This is a genomic window from Haloprofundus halophilus (assembly GCF_003439925.1).
GTDB lineage: Archaea > Halobacteriota > Halobacteria > Halobacteriales > Haloferacaceae > Haloprofundus > Haloprofundus halophilus.
This window is the reverse complement of record NZ_QQRR01000001.1, coordinates 1-18,569: the sequence shown is the minus strand read 5'-3', so window position 1 is coordinate 18,569 and position 18,569 is coordinate 1. Positions and strand designations below refer to the sequence as shown.

Annotated in this window: 15 protein-coding genes, 1 tRNA gene and 1 rRNA gene; 5 read left to right on the top strand and 12 right to left on the bottom strand. The window is 64.4% G+C overall.

The window, feature by feature from the left end; all coding sequences use genetic code 11:
- Positions 1 to 190 precede the first annotated feature (190 nt).
- The 6 genes from queC to DV709_RS00060 form a co-directional block, all read right to left on the bottom strand.
- Positions 191 to 934, bottom strand: coding sequence for a 7-cyano-7-deazaguanine synthase QueC (gene queC, locus DV709_RS00085; RefSeq protein ID WP_117590953.1), 744 nt, complete (start codon positions 932 to 934; stop codon positions 191 to 193).
- A gap of 27 nt (positions 935 to 961) precedes the next feature.
- Entirely contained in the window at positions 962 to 1,729 is a 768-nt protein-coding gene (locus tag DV709_RS00080) for a 7-carboxy-7-deazaguanine synthase QueE (RefSeq protein ID WP_117590952.1), read from the bottom strand.
- Positions 1,729 to 2,190: a 6-pyruvoyl trahydropterin synthase family protein gene (locus tag DV709_RS00075; RefSeq protein ID WP_117590951.1), complete on the bottom strand. Its 462-nt coding sequence runs from the start codon at positions 2,188 to 2,190 to the stop codon at positions 1,729 to 1,731. The genes DV709_RS00080 and DV709_RS00075 overlap by 1 nt, the downstream gene beginning before the upstream one ends.
- A 205-nt stretch (positions 2,191 to 2,395) precedes the next feature.
- A complete protein-coding gene (locus DV709_RS00070) occupies positions 2,396 to 2,821 on the bottom strand; it encodes an acyl-CoA thioesterase (protein ID WP_232819678.1) in 426 nt (141 codons plus the stop codon).
- Between the two features lie 274 nt (positions 2,822 to 3,095).
- A tRNA-Tyr gene (locus DV709_RS00065) sits at positions 3,096 to 3,169 on the bottom strand.
- A 27-nt stretch (positions 3,170 to 3,196) separates the two neighbouring features.
- The gene (locus DV709_RS00060; RefSeq protein ID WP_117590949.1) at positions 3,197 to 5,467 is read right to left on the bottom strand and encodes an N-6 DNA methylase; all 2,271 of its coding nucleotides are present in this window, start codon (positions 5,465 to 5,467) and stop codon (positions 3,197 to 3,199) included.
- Positions 5,468 to 5,646: 179 nt separating this feature from the next.
- Between DV709_RS00060 and DV709_RS00055 the strand changes: the two genes are divergently transcribed.
- Entirely contained in the window at positions 5,647 to 6,411 is a 765-nt protein-coding gene (locus tag DV709_RS00055) for a hypothetical protein (RefSeq protein WP_117590948.1), read from the top strand.
- 27 nt (positions 6,412 to 6,438) lie between these two features.
- Here the strand turns inward: DV709_RS00055 and DV709_RS00050 are convergent, their stop codons facing one another.
- Positions 6,439 to 7,416: an AIR synthase family protein gene (locus DV709_RS00050; protein WP_117593996.1), complete on the bottom strand. Its 978-nt coding sequence runs from the start codon at positions 7,414 to 7,416 to the stop codon at positions 6,439 to 6,441.
- Between the two features lie 345 nt (positions 7,417 to 7,761).
- On the opposite strand from DV709_RS00050, the gene DV709_RS00045 reads away from it, so the two are divergent.
- Positions 7,762 to 8,826 carry a pyridoxal-phosphate-dependent aminotransferase family protein gene (locus tag DV709_RS00045; protein ID WP_117590947.1) on the top strand — a complete coding sequence of 355 codons (1,065 nt, stop codon included), beginning with the start codon at positions 7,762 to 7,764 and terminating at the stop codon, positions 8,824 to 8,826.
- A 344-nt stretch (positions 8,827 to 9,170) separates the two neighbouring features.
- Positions 9,171 to 9,641: a HalOD1 output domain-containing protein gene (locus DV709_RS00040; RefSeq protein WP_117590946.1), complete on the top strand. Its 471-nt coding sequence runs from the start codon at positions 9,171 to 9,173 to the stop codon at positions 9,639 to 9,641.
- A gap of 151 nt (positions 9,642 to 9,792) precedes the next feature.
- On the opposite strand, the gene DV709_RS00035 is transcribed toward DV709_RS00040, so the two are convergent.
- From DV709_RS00035 to DV709_RS00025, 3 genes are all read right to left on the bottom strand, one after another.
- Positions 9,793 to 11,706, bottom strand: coding sequence for a DEAD/DEAH box helicase (locus DV709_RS00035; RefSeq protein WP_117590945.1), 1,914 nt, complete (start codon positions 11,704 to 11,706; stop codon positions 9,793 to 9,795).
- A gap of 340 nt (positions 11,707 to 12,046) precedes the next feature.
- Positions 12,047 to 12,556, bottom strand: coding sequence for a hypothetical protein (locus DV709_RS00030; RefSeq protein WP_117590944.1), 510 nt, complete (start codon positions 12,554 to 12,556; stop codon positions 12,047 to 12,049).
- 339 nt (positions 12,557 to 12,895) lie between these two features.
- Positions 12,896 to 13,465 carry a hypothetical protein gene (locus DV709_RS00025; protein WP_232819677.1) on the bottom strand — a complete coding sequence of 190 codons (570 nt, stop codon included), beginning with the start codon at positions 13,463 to 13,465 and terminating at the stop codon, positions 12,896 to 12,898.
- 1,585 nt (positions 13,466 to 15,050) lie between these two features.
- Between DV709_RS00025 and DV709_RS00020 the strand changes: the two genes are divergently transcribed.
- Positions 15,051 to 16,256 carry a Cdc6/Cdc18 family protein gene (locus DV709_RS00020; RefSeq protein WP_117590943.1) on the top strand — a complete coding sequence of 402 codons (1,206 nt, stop codon included), beginning with the start codon at positions 15,051 to 15,053 and terminating at the stop codon, positions 16,254 to 16,256.
- Positions 16,257 to 16,448: 192 nt separating this feature from the next.
- Here DV709_RS00020 and DV709_RS00015 read toward each other — a convergent pair whose 3' ends face one another.
- Both DV709_RS00015 and DV709_RS00010 read right to left on the bottom strand, forming a co-directional pair.
- A complete protein-coding gene (locus tag DV709_RS00015) occupies positions 16,449 to 17,240 on the bottom strand; it encodes a helix-turn-helix transcriptional regulator (RefSeq protein WP_117590942.1) in 792 nt (263 codons plus the stop codon).
- A gap of 131 nt (positions 17,241 to 17,371) precedes the next feature.
- Positions 17,372 to 17,932 carry a TATA-box-binding protein gene (locus tag DV709_RS00010; protein WP_117590941.1) on the bottom strand — a complete coding sequence of 187 codons (561 nt, stop codon included), beginning with the start codon at positions 17,930 to 17,932 and terminating at the stop codon, positions 17,372 to 17,374.
- 551 nt (positions 17,933 to 18,483) lie between these two features.
- Between DV709_RS00010 and DV709_RS00005 the strand changes: the two genes are divergently transcribed.
- Positions 18,484 to 18,569, top strand: a 16S ribosomal RNA gene (locus DV709_RS00005); the annotation flags it as partial.

The window sequence follows — 18,569 nt, the reverse complement described above, 5'->3', positions numbered from 1 at the left end:
TCTCCGAGTCCGGAGAACCGATAGGTCTCGGGAACGGGCGGGTGGTAGAGGGGCCGGAGTCGACGGAGAGAATCGATTCGAGTCACCGCGTGCACGCGTGGACGCGGCGGGGTGGAAACGGAGCGAGGTGAAAACAGAGCAAGGTGGAAACGGAGCGGGGTGGAAACTGAGCGGGGTGAAACGAGGGAAATCAGTCGGCGTACCGCGGTCGCTCGGCGTACTCGATGGGGTCGCGGACGCCGACGTTCTGGAACGCTTCGAGCCGATAGGCGCAGGAGTCGCAGGTGCCGCAGGCGGGTTCCTCCGCGCGGTAGCAACTCCACGTGTGCTCGAACGGGACGCCGAGTTCGACGCCGCGTTCGGCGATGTCGGTCTTCGAGTCGTTCACGAAGGGGACCTCGACCGAGAGCTCCGTCTCGGGTTTCGTCCCCACGTCGACCATCGCCTCGAACGCCTCGAAGAACTCGGGTCGGCAGTCGGGGTAGCCCGCGTAGTCCTCGGAGTGCGCGCCGACGAAGACGGCCTCGCAGTCGTTGGCCTCGGCGTACGAGACGGCCATCGACAACAGGTTCGCGTTGCGGAACGGGACGTAGGTGTCGGGAATCTCCTCGCTTTCGGTGTCGGCGTCGGCGACGGCCATCGCGTCGTCGGTGAGGCTCGACGCCCCGATGCGTTTCAGATGGTCGGTCTCGATGTGGAGAAAGTCGCGCGCGCCCAGCTCCTCGGCGAGTTTCGTCGCGCAGTCGTACTCTCTGGTCTCGGTCTTCTGCCCGTAAGAAGTGTGCAGGAAGTGGAGTTCGTAGCCGCGTTCCTTCGCCTCGTAGGCGGTCGTCGCGCTGTCCATCCCGCCGGAGAGGAGCACGACGGCGCGTTTTTCGTTCGCTTCGTCGTCTGTCGGGGTCGCATCCGCGTTTTCGGAGTTGTCGGGTGTCATGAGTGAGCGTCGGGGGAGTCGGTGGAGTTACTTCTCGGGTGCGTCGTTCCACAGGTCGACGTGGACGCGCGGCGTGTAGCGGTAGCCGTGTTCGAGTGCGAGGTCGGCGACGACGCCGCGCGTGCCGTCCAACTGTTCGCGGGTCTGTCCTTCCGGCATCAACAGCACGTCGTCGTCGTAGACGGGCGTGTTCGCCGTCTCGCGGACGTCGGCGACGAGCGACTCGACTTCGGGCATGTCGTCGGGCCCGGTGACGACGAACTTCAACTGGAAACTGTGGCGGTCGACGAGCGACGCCAGTGCGTCGAGGTCGATGCGGCGCTCTTCGTGGCGCTCGGCCCACTCGCCGTCGCCTTTCGGGTCTCGGTCGGACGTCGGCGTGCTACTTTCGAGTTTGGGGCTGATACTCGCCAGGTCGACCGGCGCGTCCGGGACGATGGTGCCGTTGGTCTCGACGGTCGTGTGGTAGCCACGGTCGGCGAGTTCGCGCAGGAGCGTCGCCGACGCGTCGTGAATCAGGGGTTCGCCGCCCGTCAGGACGACGTGATCGGCGTCGAACGACTCGATCTCGGCCAGCACCTCGTCGAGACTCATCCAGGCGTGTGTCGGTTCCCACGAGGTGTGGTAGGAGTCGCAGAACCAGCACCGCAGATTACAACCGCTGGTCCGGACGAAGATGCTGGGAACGCCCGCGAGTTTCCCCTCGCCCTGCAGCGAGACGAACAGTTCGTTGATGGGGAGCGCGTCGCCTTCGGGGGCGTCCCCGTTTCCGTCGACTCGCGAAGAAACCGGCATCAGTATCCGCCGCCGCAGAGTTCGCTCGTCTCGCTCACTTCGACGGCGACGTCGCGCACGGTGTCGGGCAGCGCTGCAGCGAGTTTCTCCTCCAAGAGGACGCTCATCACCTCGGCGGTCGGCGGCGCGTCGAGGACGACGGTGGCGTCGGCGTCGCCGGCGTCGGCGAACGCCTCGACCAGCGGGTCGCCGTCTTCGAGCAGGAACATGTGGTCCCACTCGTCGATGACCGCCGTAACCTCGCCTTTGTCGACGACCCACCCCTCCTCGGTGAGGTCGCCGACGAGGCGGACCGAAATCTCGTAGTTGTGACCGTGCGGGCGGCTACATTTCCCGTCGTGATGCATGAGCCGGTGACCCGCGCTGATTCGGATGGGGCGGTCGCGGCCGATGTGGAGGACTCGCTCGCCGGCGCGGGAGGCGAACGTCTCCGAGTCGTCTTCGAGTGCACTCCGAGTCATACCTCGAGAATATCGTGTCGGCTATAAATACGTGGCGTCAGCTCGTCCGACGGGTCGTTCGACGGAGGACGCCGCTAAGTCAGAGTCAACAAATTCTAAAAATTGTGAAGTTTGTAGAGTTTGCACAATTTGTACAAATTGTACAATTCACAAAGATTGTGTGATTTGTGCGGATTGTGAGAATCTCGGAGGGCGCGTAACGCGCTCACTCCAGCGACGGTTCGTACTCGCGTAGTCGCTCGCGCCACTCGGTCGGAACCGCCGTCGGGCGCTTGGTCTCGCGGTCGACGACCACCTGCGTCGTCTCGGCGGTGGCGACGACGTCGGCGGCGCGGAGTTCGTACGTCATCGTGAAACTCGACTCGCCGAGGGAGGTCACGGCGACGGCCGCCGTGAGGTCGTCGTCGAAGGTGACGGGTTTCCGGTAGTTCAGTTCGAGGTTGGCGACGACCATCGGCAGGTCGTCGGCGGTGAGGCCGAGCACTTCCCGGAGGTAGCGGATGCGCGCCTGCTCGCAGTAACTGGCGTAGACGGCGTGGTTGACGTGGCCGAGCGGGTCGAGGTCCCGGAACCGAACCTCGATGTCGTGTTCGTAGGCGAAGTCGGTCATCGAGGGCACTCGTCGGTCCATCGAGTAAACGACGGCGATTCGACGGTGGTCGGCGACGGTTCGAGAGGCAAAATCGCCCGAGAGGAGTCGAGAAGTCCGCTCTCCCCGTCCTCGTGAACGTAGTGAACGAGGGCTCGTGGCGAGCGAAAGCGAAGCCGCGGTGATCTGAACTCCGGAAGGCATTCCGGGTCACTCAGTACGTTCGCTCCCGGGCTGCGACTTCTCGGCCCAAATCGGGGAGAACAGTCCTTCACATTCACCACTGCTCGCTCCGCTCGCGAGTGGTGAAGTTCAGTCCGCTCTCCCCGATTTGAACGGGGGACAAGCCGATCTACAGTCGGCTGCTCTGCCAGGCTGAGCTAAGAGCGGTACCCGAAGATAGGTCGACTGTCGAACTTAAGAATTATCATCCCGTTCGGCGAGCAACCGCTCGACGGCGCGGTCGAGTTCCCCCGTCACGACCTCCAGTTCGGGTATCGTCGTTCGGTTGTACTCGCGCTTGCTCACGTCGACGTGGCCCGGGACGATTTCGTGCGCGCGCTCGGAGCAGTCGGCGATGCGGCGAAAGAGGGGAGTATCGCGCCACTCGGGGAGGTAGAGCTTCGAGACGGCCGCTTTCGAGAGGCTGGCCTTCCCCTCGCCGCCGAGTTCGCGCAGGCAGCGCTGGTACGGCGCGGAGTTGAGCAACCCGCAGAGAAAGTGCGCCTCCCGGCGGTCGTCGGTAGCGACGAACATGCAGTGGTCGCCGGGGACGACCGTCTTCTCGCCCAGTTCGGGGTCGTCGACGGTCGAGACGACGACGAAGTGGGGTTTGAATCCGAGGCGGCACCAGACGACCTTGTAGTCGGCCCACGTGTACGGTCCGAGTCCGAACAGGTTGTAGAACGGTCCGCCGTCGAACCACGTCGACGCCCGCCCGTCGAGCGTTTCGCGGTGGTTCGCGAGGTAGTCGTACGTCCGGGGCGCGTCGCGGGCGAGTTCCGACTCGTTCTCCTCGTTCGTGCGCCGCTGTGGAACGAGGTGACGGTCGTGACCGAACAGGCCGAACTTCACGACGTGTTTCGAGCGGAGGTACGGGTAGAGGTGGTCGAGTTCCAGCGCCGACACCAGTCGGTCGTCGACGGTGAACACCGCCTTCGCGTCGTCCTTGAGCCCGTGTCGAATCTCGTGGGCGCACGGGCCGAGCGCCGCGCGTTCGGCGTCGACGCGGACCCAGGAGCCCGCGGGGTCGTCGACGTCGACGGGGACGAGTCCCGTCGTCTCGGTGTCGAGCGTCCGGTGCATCGCGTCGAGACTGTCGAACGCGGGCGGGGCGGGGGCGTCGGGGTCGCTCCGTGCTCGCCACGTGCGAAAACTCACCGGAAACTCGGTGTCGGCGTCGGCGGTGAACTCGTACAACGCCGCCGCCGCGCGCACTTGGTCGCCGAACGGCGCGAGAGCACCGAAATCCTCGACGCGGCGCAGCGAGAGCGGGCGGTCGCCGACGCGGAGTTGCCTGAGCAGTCGCCCCGCCGGCCCGCTTCGGAGGTCGCGTTTGAGCACGAACGCCGCGCGGCCGCCCTCTTCGAGATAGCGCTCGATGCAGACCCAGACGAACGGCACCGACAGGTCGTCGTTGGCGTGGCCGAGCAGCCGTTCGGCACCTCGTCGCGGCAGGAGGTCCAAACGGTCGATGTGGTGTTCGCGCCACCGCGAGCGCGCGCGTTCGCTGAGTCGCTCCCACGTGAGCCACGGCGGATTCCCGACGAGCACGTCGGCGCGGAGGTCGGTCGTCGGCGAGGCGGTCCGGGCGGGAACGGCCGACTCCCCGCCGAGGCCCAACGAATCCCCCAAGTAGACGGGGAGTTCGACCGTCGGCGAGTCGACGGCGGCGAGAAGCGGCGTCAGCGTCAGGAGATACGCGAGGCGAGCGCAGCGGACGGCGACCGGGTTGAGGTCGACGCCGACGACGGTCGAGGTGATTCGGTCGAGCGTCTCTCGGGGCGTGAGGTCCGAAAGCGCCATCCGTTTTCGGTCGACGGCCGCGGCGAGGAAGACGCCGGCACCGCACGCGGGGTCCAGTACCGTCTCGCCGGCGCAGTCGGCCGGGAGCGCCAGTTCGGCGAGGCCCCGGGGCGTGTAGTACTCGCCGAGTGAGAGTCGCGCGCGCCGGGAGACGATTCGCTCGTAGAGGTGGCCGACGGCGGTCGGTTCCAGCGAGTCGAGGATGACCGGCTCTGCAGATTCGAGTCGTGCGAGTCGCGCCGCGCTCTCGTCGTCGAAATCGTCGCGAACGAGTCGGTGGACGGCGTCGAACGCCGTGGTGAAGTCGGCGTTCACGTCGACGCAATCGGGCGGGGGCGACGACCGACAGTCGGCGTCGAACGCGGATTCGACCGCACGTCTGAGTCGTGAAACGGCGAAATTTGCGGCGAGAACGTCGAGAAAGACTGTGCGTTCCGTCGGGGCGTCGGCCGCTCGGTCCTCGAGTACCGCGGCGTCGGCCGCTCGGTCGGCGGCGTCGAACACCGCGCCGTGGTGGTGCCGGACGAACGCCGTCCATCTCTCGGCCGCGTCGACTACGGCGACGTCGCCGTCGCGGAGGCGCTCGGTCGCCGCCTCTCGGTACGTCTCGCAGAGTCGCTCGGCGGATTCCAAGAGCGTCTCGTTCGATATCGGGTCGGTCATCGCCGACGCGCCGGCGAGAGACGGTCCGAAAGCGGCGCGGGCCCGGCGAGCGAGGCGGGAATCACGGTTCTCGTGGACGGTCTTGCGGAAGCGACTTAACGGTAGTTACACCGGTCGAAATCTCCCGCGGGCGACCCGAGTGCAGAGCGTTGATTACGTCGCCGCGCCGTCGGTTCAGCATGACCGACGAGCGACAGGCGACGTTCGGGTCCGACGGGAGCCTCCGGGCGGACACGCCGCCGGAAGCGACCGGGGAAAACGACTTCGGCGAGGAGAAAGCGGAGAACGAGACCGACGGCGGCTACAGCCGGTACGTCGTGTCGAGCCTGCTCCAGAAGGCCGTCAGGCGGTCCGACGAGGAGGTCGCCGCGTGGGCGGCGTGGGAACTCGCGCGCTCGGGGTTCGGCTGGAACCTCTGGGACCGCCTCAACCTCTACGTCGTCGAGGACCTCCGCGCGGGCGACGAGGTGGCGCTGACCATCGAGCGCTACGAGGAGCTCGCGACCGACCGGTGGTCGATGGACTCGTGGGAGGGCCGCCTCTGCGCCATCCACGCCGCGCTGGCGGCCGCGCGCGCCCCGTCGACCCGCGAGGCGTCGAACGCCGACGAGTACTTCCGAAAGGTCGCCGAGGAGCGGGCGGCGGCACGCGAACGCGGCGAGGACCCCGCCCACGACTTCCCGGTCGGCGACCTCGAAGCCGGCGGGACGTTCGACGCCGTCTTCGACGGTCACACCGGCGAGGGATCGAAACGCGGGCGGGGAACGGAGTTCTTCAAAACCCGCGGCGCGCGCGTCGGCCCCGAGGGAGAAAGCGAGTTGAGCGCGCGCTGGCAGCGCCTCGCCATGGTGTTAGACGACATCGACTACACGGAGGAACAGATTCGCCGGGCCGTCGAACCGGTCGACCCCGAGGCGCGGTGGGAGGAACCCGAGGAGTTCTGAGTCGATTCGGACGGGCGCCGCGGGAACTCAGTCCCAGAGCGCGTACATGTCGTCCGCCGGCGGCGACGCGAGGAACTCGTCGCCGAGGCGGAGTCCAGCCGCTTCGTAGTCCGTGTCTTCTGGTCGCTCGACGGTGCCGATTTCCGCGGCGTCGACACCTGCGTCACTCAGCGCCGCCAGCGCTTCGTCGACGGCTGTCTCGGAGACGGTGGCGACGAGTGCGCCCGACCCGAGAATTCGGAGCGGGTCGACGTCCGCTGCGTCGCAGAGTCGGCGGGTTTCGGGACGGATGGGAACGTCGCCGGGGTCGACCGAGAGCACGGCGTCGCTGGCGACGGCCATCTCGGTGAGACCGGCGGCGACGCCGCCCTCGGTCGGGTCGTGCATCGCCGCCGCGAACGGTTCGAGCGCCGCCGCGTCCGGGATGACGCTCAGGTCGTCGAAGAACGACGTCGCGTCGGCGACGAGGTCCGCGGGGAGGTCGAACTCGTCGGCGAAGTCCGACGCGAGCACGGCGGTTCCCTCGATACCGGCGGCCTTGGTCAGGAGGACTCGGTCGCCCGGTCGCGCGCCGCCGGTCGAGACGTACCGGTCGGCGGCGCCGGCGCAGGTCAGCGAGAGAAGCGGCCGAGAGAGCGCCGAGACGGACTCGCTGTGACCGCCGACGATAGTGATACCGAGCCGGTTCGCTTCGGCGTCGAGTTGAGCGGTGATGGTGTCGAGCAGCGCCGGGTCGTCGTCGGGCAGGAGAATCGTGCAGGTCAGCCACTCCGGAACGCCGCCGCAGGCGGCCACGTCGTTGGAGACGATGGCGACGCCGAGCGTCCCGATTCGTTCGGCGGCCAGCGAGATCGGGTCGGTGCTGACGACGAGCGTCTCGCCGCCGACTCGCACGGCGGCGGCGTCCTCGCCGAACGCCGGGCCGACGAGTAGGTCGTCGTTCGGTGCGCCCGTCCGCGAGAAGACGTAGGCGGCGAGGTCGTCGGGCGTGAACTTGCCGGTCATGGCCCACTCTGCGAACGGGCGGGACATGTGTCTTCCCGTCGCGGCCGACGCGAGGATGGCGGATAAAGAGGGAGGACGAACGGGGGTAGAGGGAAGAACGGACGAGGGTAGAGGAAAGAACGAGGGTAGAGGAAAGAACGAGGGTAGAGGAAAGAACGAGGGCAGGGAGAAGAACGGACGAGGGTAGAGGAAAGAACGGACGAACGGAGTGGAGGGGAGAACGAACGAACGGAGTGGAGGGGAGAACGAACGAACGGAGTGGAGGGGAGAACGAACGAACGGAGTAGAGGGCGAAATCGCCGCCGCCACCGACGGGCTAAAGTTCCGAAGCGCGGAGACACGAGTATGCTACTCACGCCCGGTCCGACCGCCGTTCCGGAACCCGTTCGACGCGCGATGGCGCGCGAGCAGCCGAACCCCGACGTGGAGGAGCGCTTCCGCGTCCGTTACGAGGGCCTGTGCGAGAAACTCGCCGAGGTGTACGACGCCGACCACGACGTCGTCGTCCCCGGCGGCGAGGGGATTCTGGGGTTGGAAGCCGCCGTCGCCTCGCTCGTCGAACCCGGCGACCGCGTGCTCTGCATCTCGAACGGACTCTACGGTGACGGGTTCGCCGACTTCGTGGAGAACTACGGCGGAGAACCGACGCTCGTCGGCGTCGAACACACGGAGGCGCTCGACGTCGACGCCGTGGAGGCGGCGCTCGAACGGAGCGAGGAACTGGACGAACCGTTCGAGTTCGCGACGATGGTTCACTGCGAGACGCCCACGGGGACGCTCACGAACCTCGAACCCGTGTTGGACGCGCTGGACGACCACGGCGTGCTCTCCGTCGTCGACGCCGTCTCGTCGCTCGGCGGGACACCCGTCCCGACGGAGCGTATCGACGTGTGCCTCGGCGGGTCGCAGAAGTGCTTCAGCGCGCCGCCGGGGCTGACGACGGCCGCCATCAGCGACGAGGCGTGGGCGGCGATGGAGGCTCGCGACCCCTCGTCGCTGTACACGAACTTCCTGCCGTGGCGCGACGTGAGCGAGGAGTTCCCCTACACGCATCTGACCGCGAACGTCGCGGCGCTCGACGCCGCCGTCGACCTGCTCCTCGAAGAGGGGTTAGACGCGGTGTACGACCGCCACGTCGCCGCCGCGGAGGTGTGTCGCGAGCGCGGAGAGGAGATGAGTCTGGAGCTGTTCGCCGACAGCGCACGGCCCTCGCCGACGGTGACGGCGTTTCACGTCCCGGGTCGAGCGAGCGAGTTGCAACGCACGCTGGCCGAGGAACACGACGTGATTCTCTCGACCGGGCTGGGTGACCTCGCCGACGACGTCATCCGCGTTGGCCACATGGGCCACGGAGCGGATATCGAGAAGGTCGACCGAGCGATGGACGCGCTCGAAGCGGCACTCTCGTAGATATCGACCGTCACAGCCCCGCGTAGGGTGTCAACCGGAAAGTCCCCGCGTGTAGGGTGTCGACCGGACAGCCCTCGCGTAGGGTGTTGACTGTCTGACTATCGGACCATCTAATCATCAGATTATACCACTGTCAGAAAACCCGACTATAAGATCATCTGACTGTCTCATCGTCTGACCGTCTCACGAAAGCGAACGGCGCGGGCGTCGGCAGAAAAGATAGATTCGTCCCCAAAAAGGAGGGTCGGTCGAGCGGTCGAGCGGTCGAGCGTTATTTGCGTGATTAGGCGCTCCGGTTATATATCTGGAGCCTTTCTGTAAAGGTGAGGGTTTGAGAAATAAAAATGTCCGGGCAGTCAGGCGGAGATAGACAGAGAGACATCAGCTACGACCCCGAGAGGAACCAGTACAGCGTCGAGTTCGACCGAGCGCGGGACGTTCCGAGCATCGTGCTCGTCGGCGCGCTAGCGGAAATCGAAGGCAGAGACACCAACGACATCGAACCGCTGTACGGGACGGTCGACCCCGATGCGATAGATACGATTTTCCAGCGGGATTCCAGAACGACCGCCGAACGAAACGGGCACCTCACGTTCGACTTCGATGGACGGACAGTGACCGTGTGGGCCGAAGGTCGAATCGATATCTCCCTCAGTGACGCCGAACGAGACGGAGCGGACACACGCCGAGACGAGACAGACGAGAACGGTGCGGAAGAAAGTGAACACGTCGAGGGACGGCGGGACGACGAGGACGTCGAATCGGGACTGACCGACTGCGACTCGGCCGAGGAAGACGAGTCGTCGGAACGCTAACTCGGATGCCGCGAGTCGCTCGGATAGCTCCGTTCGATTCTCGAACTGCGTCGTGCGAAGTGACAGCGTCGGACCCCGGTCGGTACGGGAGGCGTCTCGGTAGAAATCAGTGGTGCGACGACAACCCGCGGCGGGTCGGTTCGCCGGGGTCCTACTCCTCGCCGCCGGTCGGCCACGCACCCGACTCGCGGACGCGGATTCCTTTCTCCGCGAGATGCCGCAGTTGGCGTTCGGCGAAGTCCTCCTCCGGCGACCCGCGGGTGGCGAGCACGTACACCAGGGCGTTGCCCGCGGGCCGCATCGTCCGGCCGGCGCGCTGTGCGCCCTGTCGCCGCGACCCGCCGAGACCGGAGGCGACGATAGCGACCTCGGCGTTCGGGAGGTCGATACCCTCGTCGCCGACGCGGGAGACGACGAGCGTCCGCAGGTCCCCGTCGGAGTCGCGGAACTGCCGGAGGAGCTGTTGGCGGCGGTAGTGCGGCATCTCGCCGCTGATGAACGGCGCGTCGAGCGCGTCTGCGAGCGCCTCGCCCTGTTCGAGCCAATCGACGAAAATCAGGGCTTTCGCGTCCAGATGCTGTCCGCGCAGGTGGCGAACCTCGTCGACTTTCGCGGGGTTGAGCGCCGCGAGTTTGTAGCGCTCGCGGCCGTCGGCGCTTCGGTACTCGTTTTCGGCCATCTCGTCGGTCCACGGGACGTACCGAATCTCGACTTCCGGCTCCTGAACGAAGCCGGCGTCGAACAGTTTCCCCCAGTCGGTGCCGATGGGCGGGCCGACGAGCGTGAAGATGTCCTCTTCCTTGTCGTCCTCGCGGATCGGCGTCGCCGACAGCCCGAGTCGGTGCTTCGTCTGGAGGTCGGCGCTGCGTCTGAACACGCGACTCGGGATGTGGTGGACCTCGTCGTAGACGATGAGTCCCCACGCGCGCGAGTCGAACAGTTGGCGGTGGCGGTCCATCCCCGCGGTCTGGTAGGTGGCGATAGTGACCGGTCGAATCTCCTTTGTCCCGCCGTGATACTCGCCGATCTGCGCGTCTGTGAGCGTCGTGTGTTCGAGCAGTTCCTGTCGCCACTGGCCGGCGAGTTCCCGGCTCGGAACGAGAATCAGGGTTTCGCCGCCGACGGCCGCGAGCACCCCCATGCCGGCGATGGTCTTGCCGCTGCCAGGTGGGCCGACGAGGACGCCCGACCGCTGGTCGACGAAGCGGTCGACCCAGTTCTGCTGGTAGTCGCGTAACTCGACGTCGAGTTCGATTTCGAGCGGGTCGCCGGTGTCGAGGTCGCGCTCGTCCGTGACGGGGTAGCCGGCCTCGTAGAGGACGCGTTTGATAGCCGCCTCCTCCCCCTCGCGGACCCAGCTCTCGGTGTCGGAGATCGGGGCGTGGAGGTGCTGTTCGGTGAGCTTCTCGCGGGCGACGTTACCCATCAGGTCCTCGTTGGCCGCTTCGAGGACGACGTAGCCGTCCTCGTGGGTTTTGAGGGTGAACTGGTGGGCGCGTTTCCACTGCCGTTCGACCCACTCCTCGAGGTGCGGCGAGCGCCGCGGCAGCACCGACCGCATGCTCCGCAGCAAGCCGTCCAACTCGTCGAAGGGGGCCTGCCAGACGTCCTCGGTCCGAATCGTGTAGAGGTAGCCGCGTTCGTCGGTGTCGCCGCCGGTCGTATCGACGAGGTGCGCGAACTGCGACAGTTGCGCGCGGGTGTACTGCTCGGGTCGGTCGACGACGATTTCGCGGCGTTCGGGGAAGAGGATGACCCGTTCGCGCGCGGCGACGTCGCTCCACTGCGTCGGATACCAAACGACTGGGTCGGACTCGACGTCGACGCGCTGGACGGTTCCGGCGCCGGCGAGCGCGTCGAGCGCGTCGACGGCGTCAGCCTGCGAGACGTCGAGTCGGCGAGCGACCTGCTGTGCGGTGACGACTGGTCGCCCTTCGGCCTGCAGCGCATCGTAGAAGGAGTCGAGGGTGACGGAGTCGTCTTCGTTGTCACCGTCGGCGCCGTCGGCGCTCGGCGGCGTCGATACCGCGTCTCGGCGGCTCTCATCGCCGTGGTCGTCGGTCATCGTCCCTGGTAGGAACGCCGACGGAAAACCGCTTCCGACTCTCTCGAAACCGAGTCGATATGACCGCGCACCGTGGGCGGAACTTCACGTCCGCGAGTCCGAAGGTGTCGTCGTCGGGCCGGTCGACGGCGTGACCGACACGGGGGACTCGGGGGTCGACACTCGAAAAGGAGTGACCCTTCTGGAGTCGACGTTCTTCTGGGGTCGACGTTCTTCTGGGGTCGACGTTCGGGGGAAGCGATTTTTCTGGCGCCAACGCTCGGAGAGAAGTGACTTTTCGGGAATCGGATGCACGACGAGAGTCATAGACGATATCCGACAGTCGATCAGACCGGGGGTCTCACTCCGGCGGGAGTTCGCGTCGGTGCCGTTTTTCGAGTCGGCTGTAGACGGATTCGATATCGGTCCGGTCGACCCAGTTCGGGAGTTCGTCGAGCGAACTGTAGCCGTCGAGATAGCTGTACTCGAACGGTTTCTCCGCGAAGTTCCGGAACGCTTCGACGGGGCGGCCGTCGACGACGGCGACGAACATCCGACCGTCGGTGTCGACGTGCGGCGTCACTCCGTACTGGAGATAGAGGGCGCTGACGGCCAGTGCACTGGCGAGCGGAACGGGTCCTTTCGTGAGTTGCCACGTCACGTCCCTGTCGGTGTACTCGACGGTCGCGAGGTAGCCGTCGGCGACGCCGAAACACTCGACGACGGTGCCGGCCTTGCGCCACCGTACCTCGTTTCGCGTGAGCCAGACGCGCTGCCAGGACCGACTCGACCGCTCCGAGGCGAGTCGAGTCTCGGTCCAGTCGATTCCCGAGCGAACCGACTCGACGGCCGGCCAGACGACTCGCAACACTGCCCGTCGTGTTCGTGTTGCTGCTCTCCCGAATGCTGGTTTTCGCATAGTGAGCTCTCCCGCCTCCGAGGCTCATCCTCCCCTCGGCGGACGATACCGTACGTTCGTACTCTGAGTAGTTATATTTCCGCTTGTAGAGCCTCCACCGGACACTCTCGGGGTCTTGATTGTCAACAATACTGAATCCTCGAACGTCGGGATGATCGCGCAATCGAACGCACGAAATGGCGGTACCGTCGGGATGTGGAAACGGCGGTACCGTCGAGATGTCGAAACGGCGATGTCCAAGCAGCGGCGTGGTAAACGCCCGACGACAGGGTCGCGAACTGTGGGATGCGCTTAGCCCCGACGACAGGCGGTCGTGAGCAACTGTCGTTTCGACCGGAACCGACCTCGGCAGTCGCAACACTCGACGTGGCCGTCGCCTGCGGCGGTCGTGAGTCGGTGTTCGCCCATCTCGAACGGGCGTTCGACGATTCGCGGACGGATGCGTGACGGAATCCGGCAGTCGGACTCCTCGCTGAGTGCGGCTCTGAGACGAATCGTGTGAACGTCGTCGGCCGTCCAGCGGTCTGCGGCCATCGCCTCGTCCCAATCGTCGATTTCGGTCCACGCGGTGACCACGACCGGCGAGGTCGTCTCCGTGTCGCCGACGACGACGAGGAACCGGACGCCGTTGCGGACGAGGGCGAATCGCCACCCCTCGGTCCGGTTCCACCGAAGCTGTCCGTACTCGATGGCGTCGCTCACCGTAGAGAGTGAGACGTATCGACCCGGCTGTCGCAGTCGCTCGCGGAAATGGTCGGTGAGCGCGTAGAGAGTCGGGTCTCTGAGCGGCGGGTCGTGTGGCGTTCGTTTCGAGCGGATGCTCGGCGATTCGACGCGTTGACCGCCGTGTCGAGTGGCCACTGTTGACACGTATACCTCCGCCCGATATTGACTGTTACGCCCACCGGCAGTCAGTGAAACACCGTCGAGAGGGTTCACGAGTACGGTGTACGGCTCCGTGTCTGTGGGTAGAGAACCGCGGCGACGGGCGCGGCCCGACGAGCGTGTCCCACACCGCGTTTCCGGTGAATGTGAGATTGTGACGGACCGCAGTAGAAGCCCGGACACGCGATTCCACACCGCAGTCGACCTCTCACGCACAATCGACCTCTCACGTACAAGGTCAATCGTCACCGAATTTCCGGTGAATTTCGAGTAGATGCCGGGGAGAGTGTGAGAGACACCGAGTTTCCGGTGAAAGTCGAGGAAGTCTCTGTATCTACGTTTGACAGACACCTTGTTTCCGGTGAAATCTGAGATCGCCTCGGCGAGAACTGATGTTCGCTCTGAGACGCTGCGCACGGCGTCGCACAGTGGAGTGTATCCACTTGGAGTGGTCCGTCACAGACTCGTTGTAGACTCAGAGGTTGTGGGTACCAGGGGTTGTCGGTACCAGAGGCTGTCAGTACCAGAGGTTGTCGGTACCAGAGACTCGTTACGGAACACGCGAGAGTGAGAAACGGGGTGTCCGCGGGCAAGTGCGGGCAAGTGCGGGCAAGTACGAGCAAGCACGAGTGTCCGAGTAGGTAAGAGTAGGTGCGAGTAGGTACGAGTAAGCCAGAGTGTCGCACACCACGTTTCCGGTGAAAGCGTATCGAGGAAGAATCCGTAGCGTCCGACGAGAGGTGACGTTCTACAGTTCGGAGGACGAACTGTGGTGTTTTACGATTAAACGGGAATAGGTGCACGAGTGTCCAGGCGGGCGCGGACACACCACGTTTCCGGTGAACGGGAAAGAAACGTCGCTCAGAAACGGTGCACCGAACGAGAGGGGGAGGGACGGTTGTCGTTATAGGAGATATTCGCCGGTGGTCTGTCGATGAGAACCGCTTCGATAACCTACTGATTTATCACACGTAACCTACAACAGTCCAGTAAATCGGTTGCAGTAGTTCTATCGAGTGAGGTTGCGAACGGGTTCCAGATGAATCGACGGTCGGTGAAGCGTTCTGCGGGTAGTTTACGAAGAACTCTCAGAGACCGACGACGTACCGCAGAGACCGACGACGCACTTCGTGTGCGACCGGTGCAGGGAGCATCGGACTGGCTGGCTCGACGGTTCGATTCGCCTCCGGCCGTCCTCCCGAGATGTTGAATTCTAATCTCCGTAGTCGTTAGTTCTAACTCCGTAGTCGTTGGTTCTAATCTCCGCAGTCGTTGCCCGGTCTGAACCCATCACATTCTGTACTCCTCGTTTCTCGTTCCCTGTACTCACTGTTTACTCCGATCCTCCGAACGTTCACCTCCGTCGTTGCACCTGTAGTTCGCGACCCCCGCCGGTTGGAATCTTCCGGGAAGGGAGGGGTCACCTCGTTTCCGGTGAACCGAAACCCCCGTTTCGTGTGGACCCTCTCCTCACCTTTGACCCCGTTCACCGGAAACGTGGTGTGTGTGTCGACGGTCGGAAATCCGAAACCATTTCACCGGAAACGTGGTGTGCTCGGGTATGCCGGACGCAGGGGACGACCTCTTCACGCGCGAGGACCCGATATTCGCCAACAAAGAGCTACTCGAGATCAGCCACCTGCCGGGTGAGGGTCGAATCGTCGGCCGCGACGACGAGATCTCGGACCTCGCGACGGCGGTAAACCCCGCCATCTTCGGACAGAGTCCCAGCAACGTCCTCATCTACGGGAAGACGGGAACCGGAAAGTCGCTCTGCGCGAAGTACGTCTCCCAACGACTCGTCGAAACTGCGAGCGAGGAGGCGGTCAACGCGACGTTCGCCTACGTCGACTGCGCGCAGGACACGACCGAGACGCAGGCGGTCCAGACTATCGCCGACAGCGTCAACCAGTCGGAACTCACCGACATCAAAGTCCCCGACAAGGGCCTCAGCACGGCGACGTACTACAAGCGCCTGTGGCGAATCTTGGACGTGACGTACGACGTCGTCCTCATCATCTTAGACGAGATAGACAAACTGGAGAACGACGACATCCTCATGCAACTCTCGCGTGCGGGCGAGGCCGGCAAGATCGAGAACTGTAAACTCGGCGTCATCGGCATCAGCAACAAGATACAGTACAAAGACCGGATGGACGAACGCGTCAAGAGCAGCCTCTGCGAGCGCGAGTTCGTCTTTCCGCCGTACGACGCCAACCAGCTCCGCGATATCATGGACGCTCGCAGCGACGCGTTCCGCGACGGCGTCCTCGACCCGTCGACGATTCCACGGGCGGCGGCACTCGCGGCGCGCGAACACGGTGACGCGCGGAAGGCTATCGACATCCTTCGATACGCCGGTGAGATTGCGCAGTCGAACGGCGCACCGACGGTCAAGGAGATCTACGTCACGCAAGCGCGCGAACGCGCGGAGACGGACCGCTTCCGTGAACTCATCCGCGGGTCGACACCGCACTCGCGCTACGTTCTGCAGGCGCTCGCGGTTCTCTCGCTGTCGAATCAGCGGAAGGACGGGTTCAGGACCAGTCGCGTGTACGAGATTTACGAGAGTATCTGTCGACAGGAGGGGTCGGACAGCCTCTCGCTTCGTCGCGTTCGCGACTTACTGAAAGAACACGCGTTTCTCGACATCATCGAACAGTCGAAACACAGCGGCGGCAGCGCCGAGGGCAGCTACACGAAACACCAACTACTCGAAAATCCCGAAGTAGTGAAAGAAGTTCTGACCGAAAACGGCGATTCGTAGTCGTCTCCGCGCTCTGAATCGGTGGGAGGGCCGAAACTGGTCAGCGAACGGTGACTGCGTTTTGCTCGTCGTCGGAGGCTGTTATATATTTTCTCACTGACTATGTAGCCGAAACCATCACGCGTGACGGGGGCCATCACACCGGCCTCGACTCGGGTGCCGACGTCACCGTCTCCGCCAACCGTTCTCCCGCTACTCCGAGAGTGTCGTCGAGACCGGATCGACCTCGCTGGCCGTTTCGCGGACACTCTGGTACTCGCTTTCTACCCACTCGACCAGTTCCGGGTCGTCGCCGTCGAGGCACGCGACCAGGTTTCCGGTGTCGTACGCGCCCAACCACGCGTAACCGTCGAACAACGCGAGGCCGACGTCGATCGGCGAGGGCGATAGATACAGCGAGAACTGGTCGAGTTCGGCCGCTCGCTCGGTCGCCTCCGGGTCGACCGCGGGCGAGGCTTCGAGCACTGACGTGTCGACGACCAGTTCCATCTCGGTGTTCGGTGCGATGACTCGCGCTGCCGCCTCGTTGAACACTCGGCTTACGATGGGTGTCATCCCGCGGAACCGGCCGACGGAATCCGTGCCGAGCACGGAGAGAAATCGGTGGATGGGCGCGTGTGGGTCCTCCGACGTTCCGACGGTTATCGTCGCGCGCTGGCACACCTCGTGTGAGAGGTCGGTGAGCGAGTCGCAGACGTTCGCGGCGAACGGAGCGATGCGTCTCGCGTCCTCGTTCGCTTCGACGAGCGCGTGGTACCGATCCAACACGAGTTCACCGCCGAGTGTGAGATGGTACTGCGGCGAACGCTTCTCGACCCACCCTCGTTCGGTGAACCCCGCGAGGGCGCGCTGAACGGTCTCGCGCGTGCAGGGACACGTCTCCGCGAGTTCTATCGGTCGCTGTGGCGTGCGCTGGAGTTGTTCGAGTACAGCGACTCGACTCGCCGAACCGACGAGGAACGCGATATCCTCGCGTGCGGTCATCCACTCGACTCTTTTTGCCCCCCGTATTTGACGGTTTTGTCCGAGACGATGCTGCGGCCGACCTCCTCCGGCCGCCTCGCAGGGTCCGGTCACGTCTCGCGTGATAGCGTCGTCGACGCGTTCGTCGTCGGTCAGCCGAGTAGACCGAGGTTCTGAATTCGTTCGACGATCTCTTCGACCGCTGTCTCGGCGTCGTCGGTTCGTTTGCCGCCCGTGATGACGATTTTCCCGCTCCCGAACAGCAGAATGACGACCTCCGGGTGGTCCATACGGTAGACGAGTCCCGGGAACTGCTCGGGTTCGTACTCGACGTCCTCGAGACCGAGACCGATCGCGAGCGCGTTGAGGTTGAGATTGTGGCCGAGGTCCGCGCTGGAGACGATGTTCTGGACGGTGATCTCGGGGCTCTCCTCGACGGGAATACGCAGGTCACGGAGTTTCTCGAAGATTATCCCGAGCGCCTCGTGGACGTCGTCGATGCTCTTGGCACCAGTACAGACGATCTTCCCGGAGCGGAAGATGAGTGCGGCCGCCTTCGGATTCTGCGTCCGGTAGACGAGACCGGGGAAGTTATCCGGGTTGAAATCCGCCCCGGGAAGGTCCTCTGCGAGCGCCTCCAGGTCGAGCTCTTGTCCAATACCAGTCGATGCGACTACGTTCTGTATCTCGATTGAATCTGCCGGCGTCGTCATTGTTCGGTCTGGTTTCCTCGCCCCGGCCTTATAAACCGACACGAATCTTGTCTCACACATGCGTGCGAATGATAATATTACTATCGCGTCCATCCGCTCTCCACCCGCCGAGTGCTACGGTGTCGCATCGACTGAGAACTGATCTGTACCGTGCCGGTGAGTACCACGTTGAACGGTAACTCGAATTCGTGGATATTTTTCGTAGATAGGAGTGAATCAACAGCGTTAAGTTCTACGTTCCACTCAATAGAAATGCAGCAAGACGCAGTGTGGTTCGGTGGCCGTTCAAGCCGGTCACCAATCACGGACCGCCAACGAGATTCGACGGGTTTATACCCGACAATCGCATTGGTTCAGGTCCGAAGGAAATGAGGATTCCGCCCCTGCGGTCCGCCGTACAGACGGAATCTGATGTGAGCCAACGTAGTTCGGTGACACCCGACCGACCGACGGTCCCGTCGCCGAACTCGGACCATGCAATACCTATAACGGTGATTCGCTCTCGTCAGAGAGCAAATCCCGCCACCCCCTGACCCATTCGGGTCAGGAACATTCCGGTTGATCCTGCCGGAGGTCATTGCTATCGGGGTCCGATTTAGCCATGCTAGTTGTACGAGTTCAGACTCGTAGCGGATAG

Bases quoted from the DNA above. Each gene is read 5' to 3' on its own strand.
- queC (WP_117590953.1), bottom strand. From the start codon at position 934: ATGACACCCGACAACTCCGAAAACGCGGATGCGACCCCGACAGACGAC.
- DV709_RS00070 (WP_232819678.1), bottom strand. From the start codon at position 2,821: ATGGACCGACGAGTGCCCTCGATGACCGACTTCGCCTACGAACACGAC.
- DV709_RS00060 (WP_117590949.1), bottom strand. From the start codon at position 5,467: ATGACCGACCCGATATCGAACGAGACGCTCTTGGAATCCGCCGAGCGA.
- DV709_RS00020 (WP_117590943.1), top strand. From the start codon at position 15,051: ATGCCGGACGCAGGGGACGACCTCTTCACGCGCGAGGACCCGATATTC.
- DV709_RS00045 (WP_117590947.1), top strand. From the start codon at position 7,762: ATGCTACTCACGCCCGGTCCGACCGCCGTTCCGGAACCCGTTCGACGC.
- DV709_RS00050 (WP_117593996.1), bottom strand. From the start codon at position 7,416: ATGACCGGCAAGTTCACGCCCGACGACCTCGCCGCCTACGTCTTCTCG.
- DV709_RS00035 (WP_117590945.1), bottom strand. From the start codon at position 11,706: ATGACCGACGACCACGGCGATGAGAGCCGCCGAGACGCGGTATCGACG.
- DV709_RS00010 (WP_117590941.1), bottom strand. From the start codon at position 17,932: ATGACGACGCCGGCAGATTCAATCGAGATACAGAACGTAGTCGCATCG.
- DV709_RS00075 (WP_117590951.1), bottom strand. From the start codon at position 2,190: ATGACTCGGAGTGCACTCGAAGACGACTCGGAGACGTTCGCCTCCCGC.
- DV709_RS00055 (WP_117590948.1), top strand. From the start codon at position 5,647: ATGACCGACGAGCGACAGGCGACGTTCGGGTCCGACGGGAGCCTCCGG.
- DV709_RS00040 (WP_117590946.1), top strand. From the start codon at position 9,171: ATGTCCGGGCAGTCAGGCGGAGATAGACAGAGAGACATCAGCTACGAC.
- DV709_RS00080 (WP_117590952.1), bottom strand. From the start codon at position 1,729: ATGCCGGTTTCTTCGCGAGTCGACGGAAACGGGGACGCCCCCGAAGGC.
- DV709_RS00015 (WP_117590942.1), bottom strand. From the start codon at position 17,240: ATGACCGCACGCGAGGATATCGCGTTCCTCGTCGGTTCGGCGAGTCGA.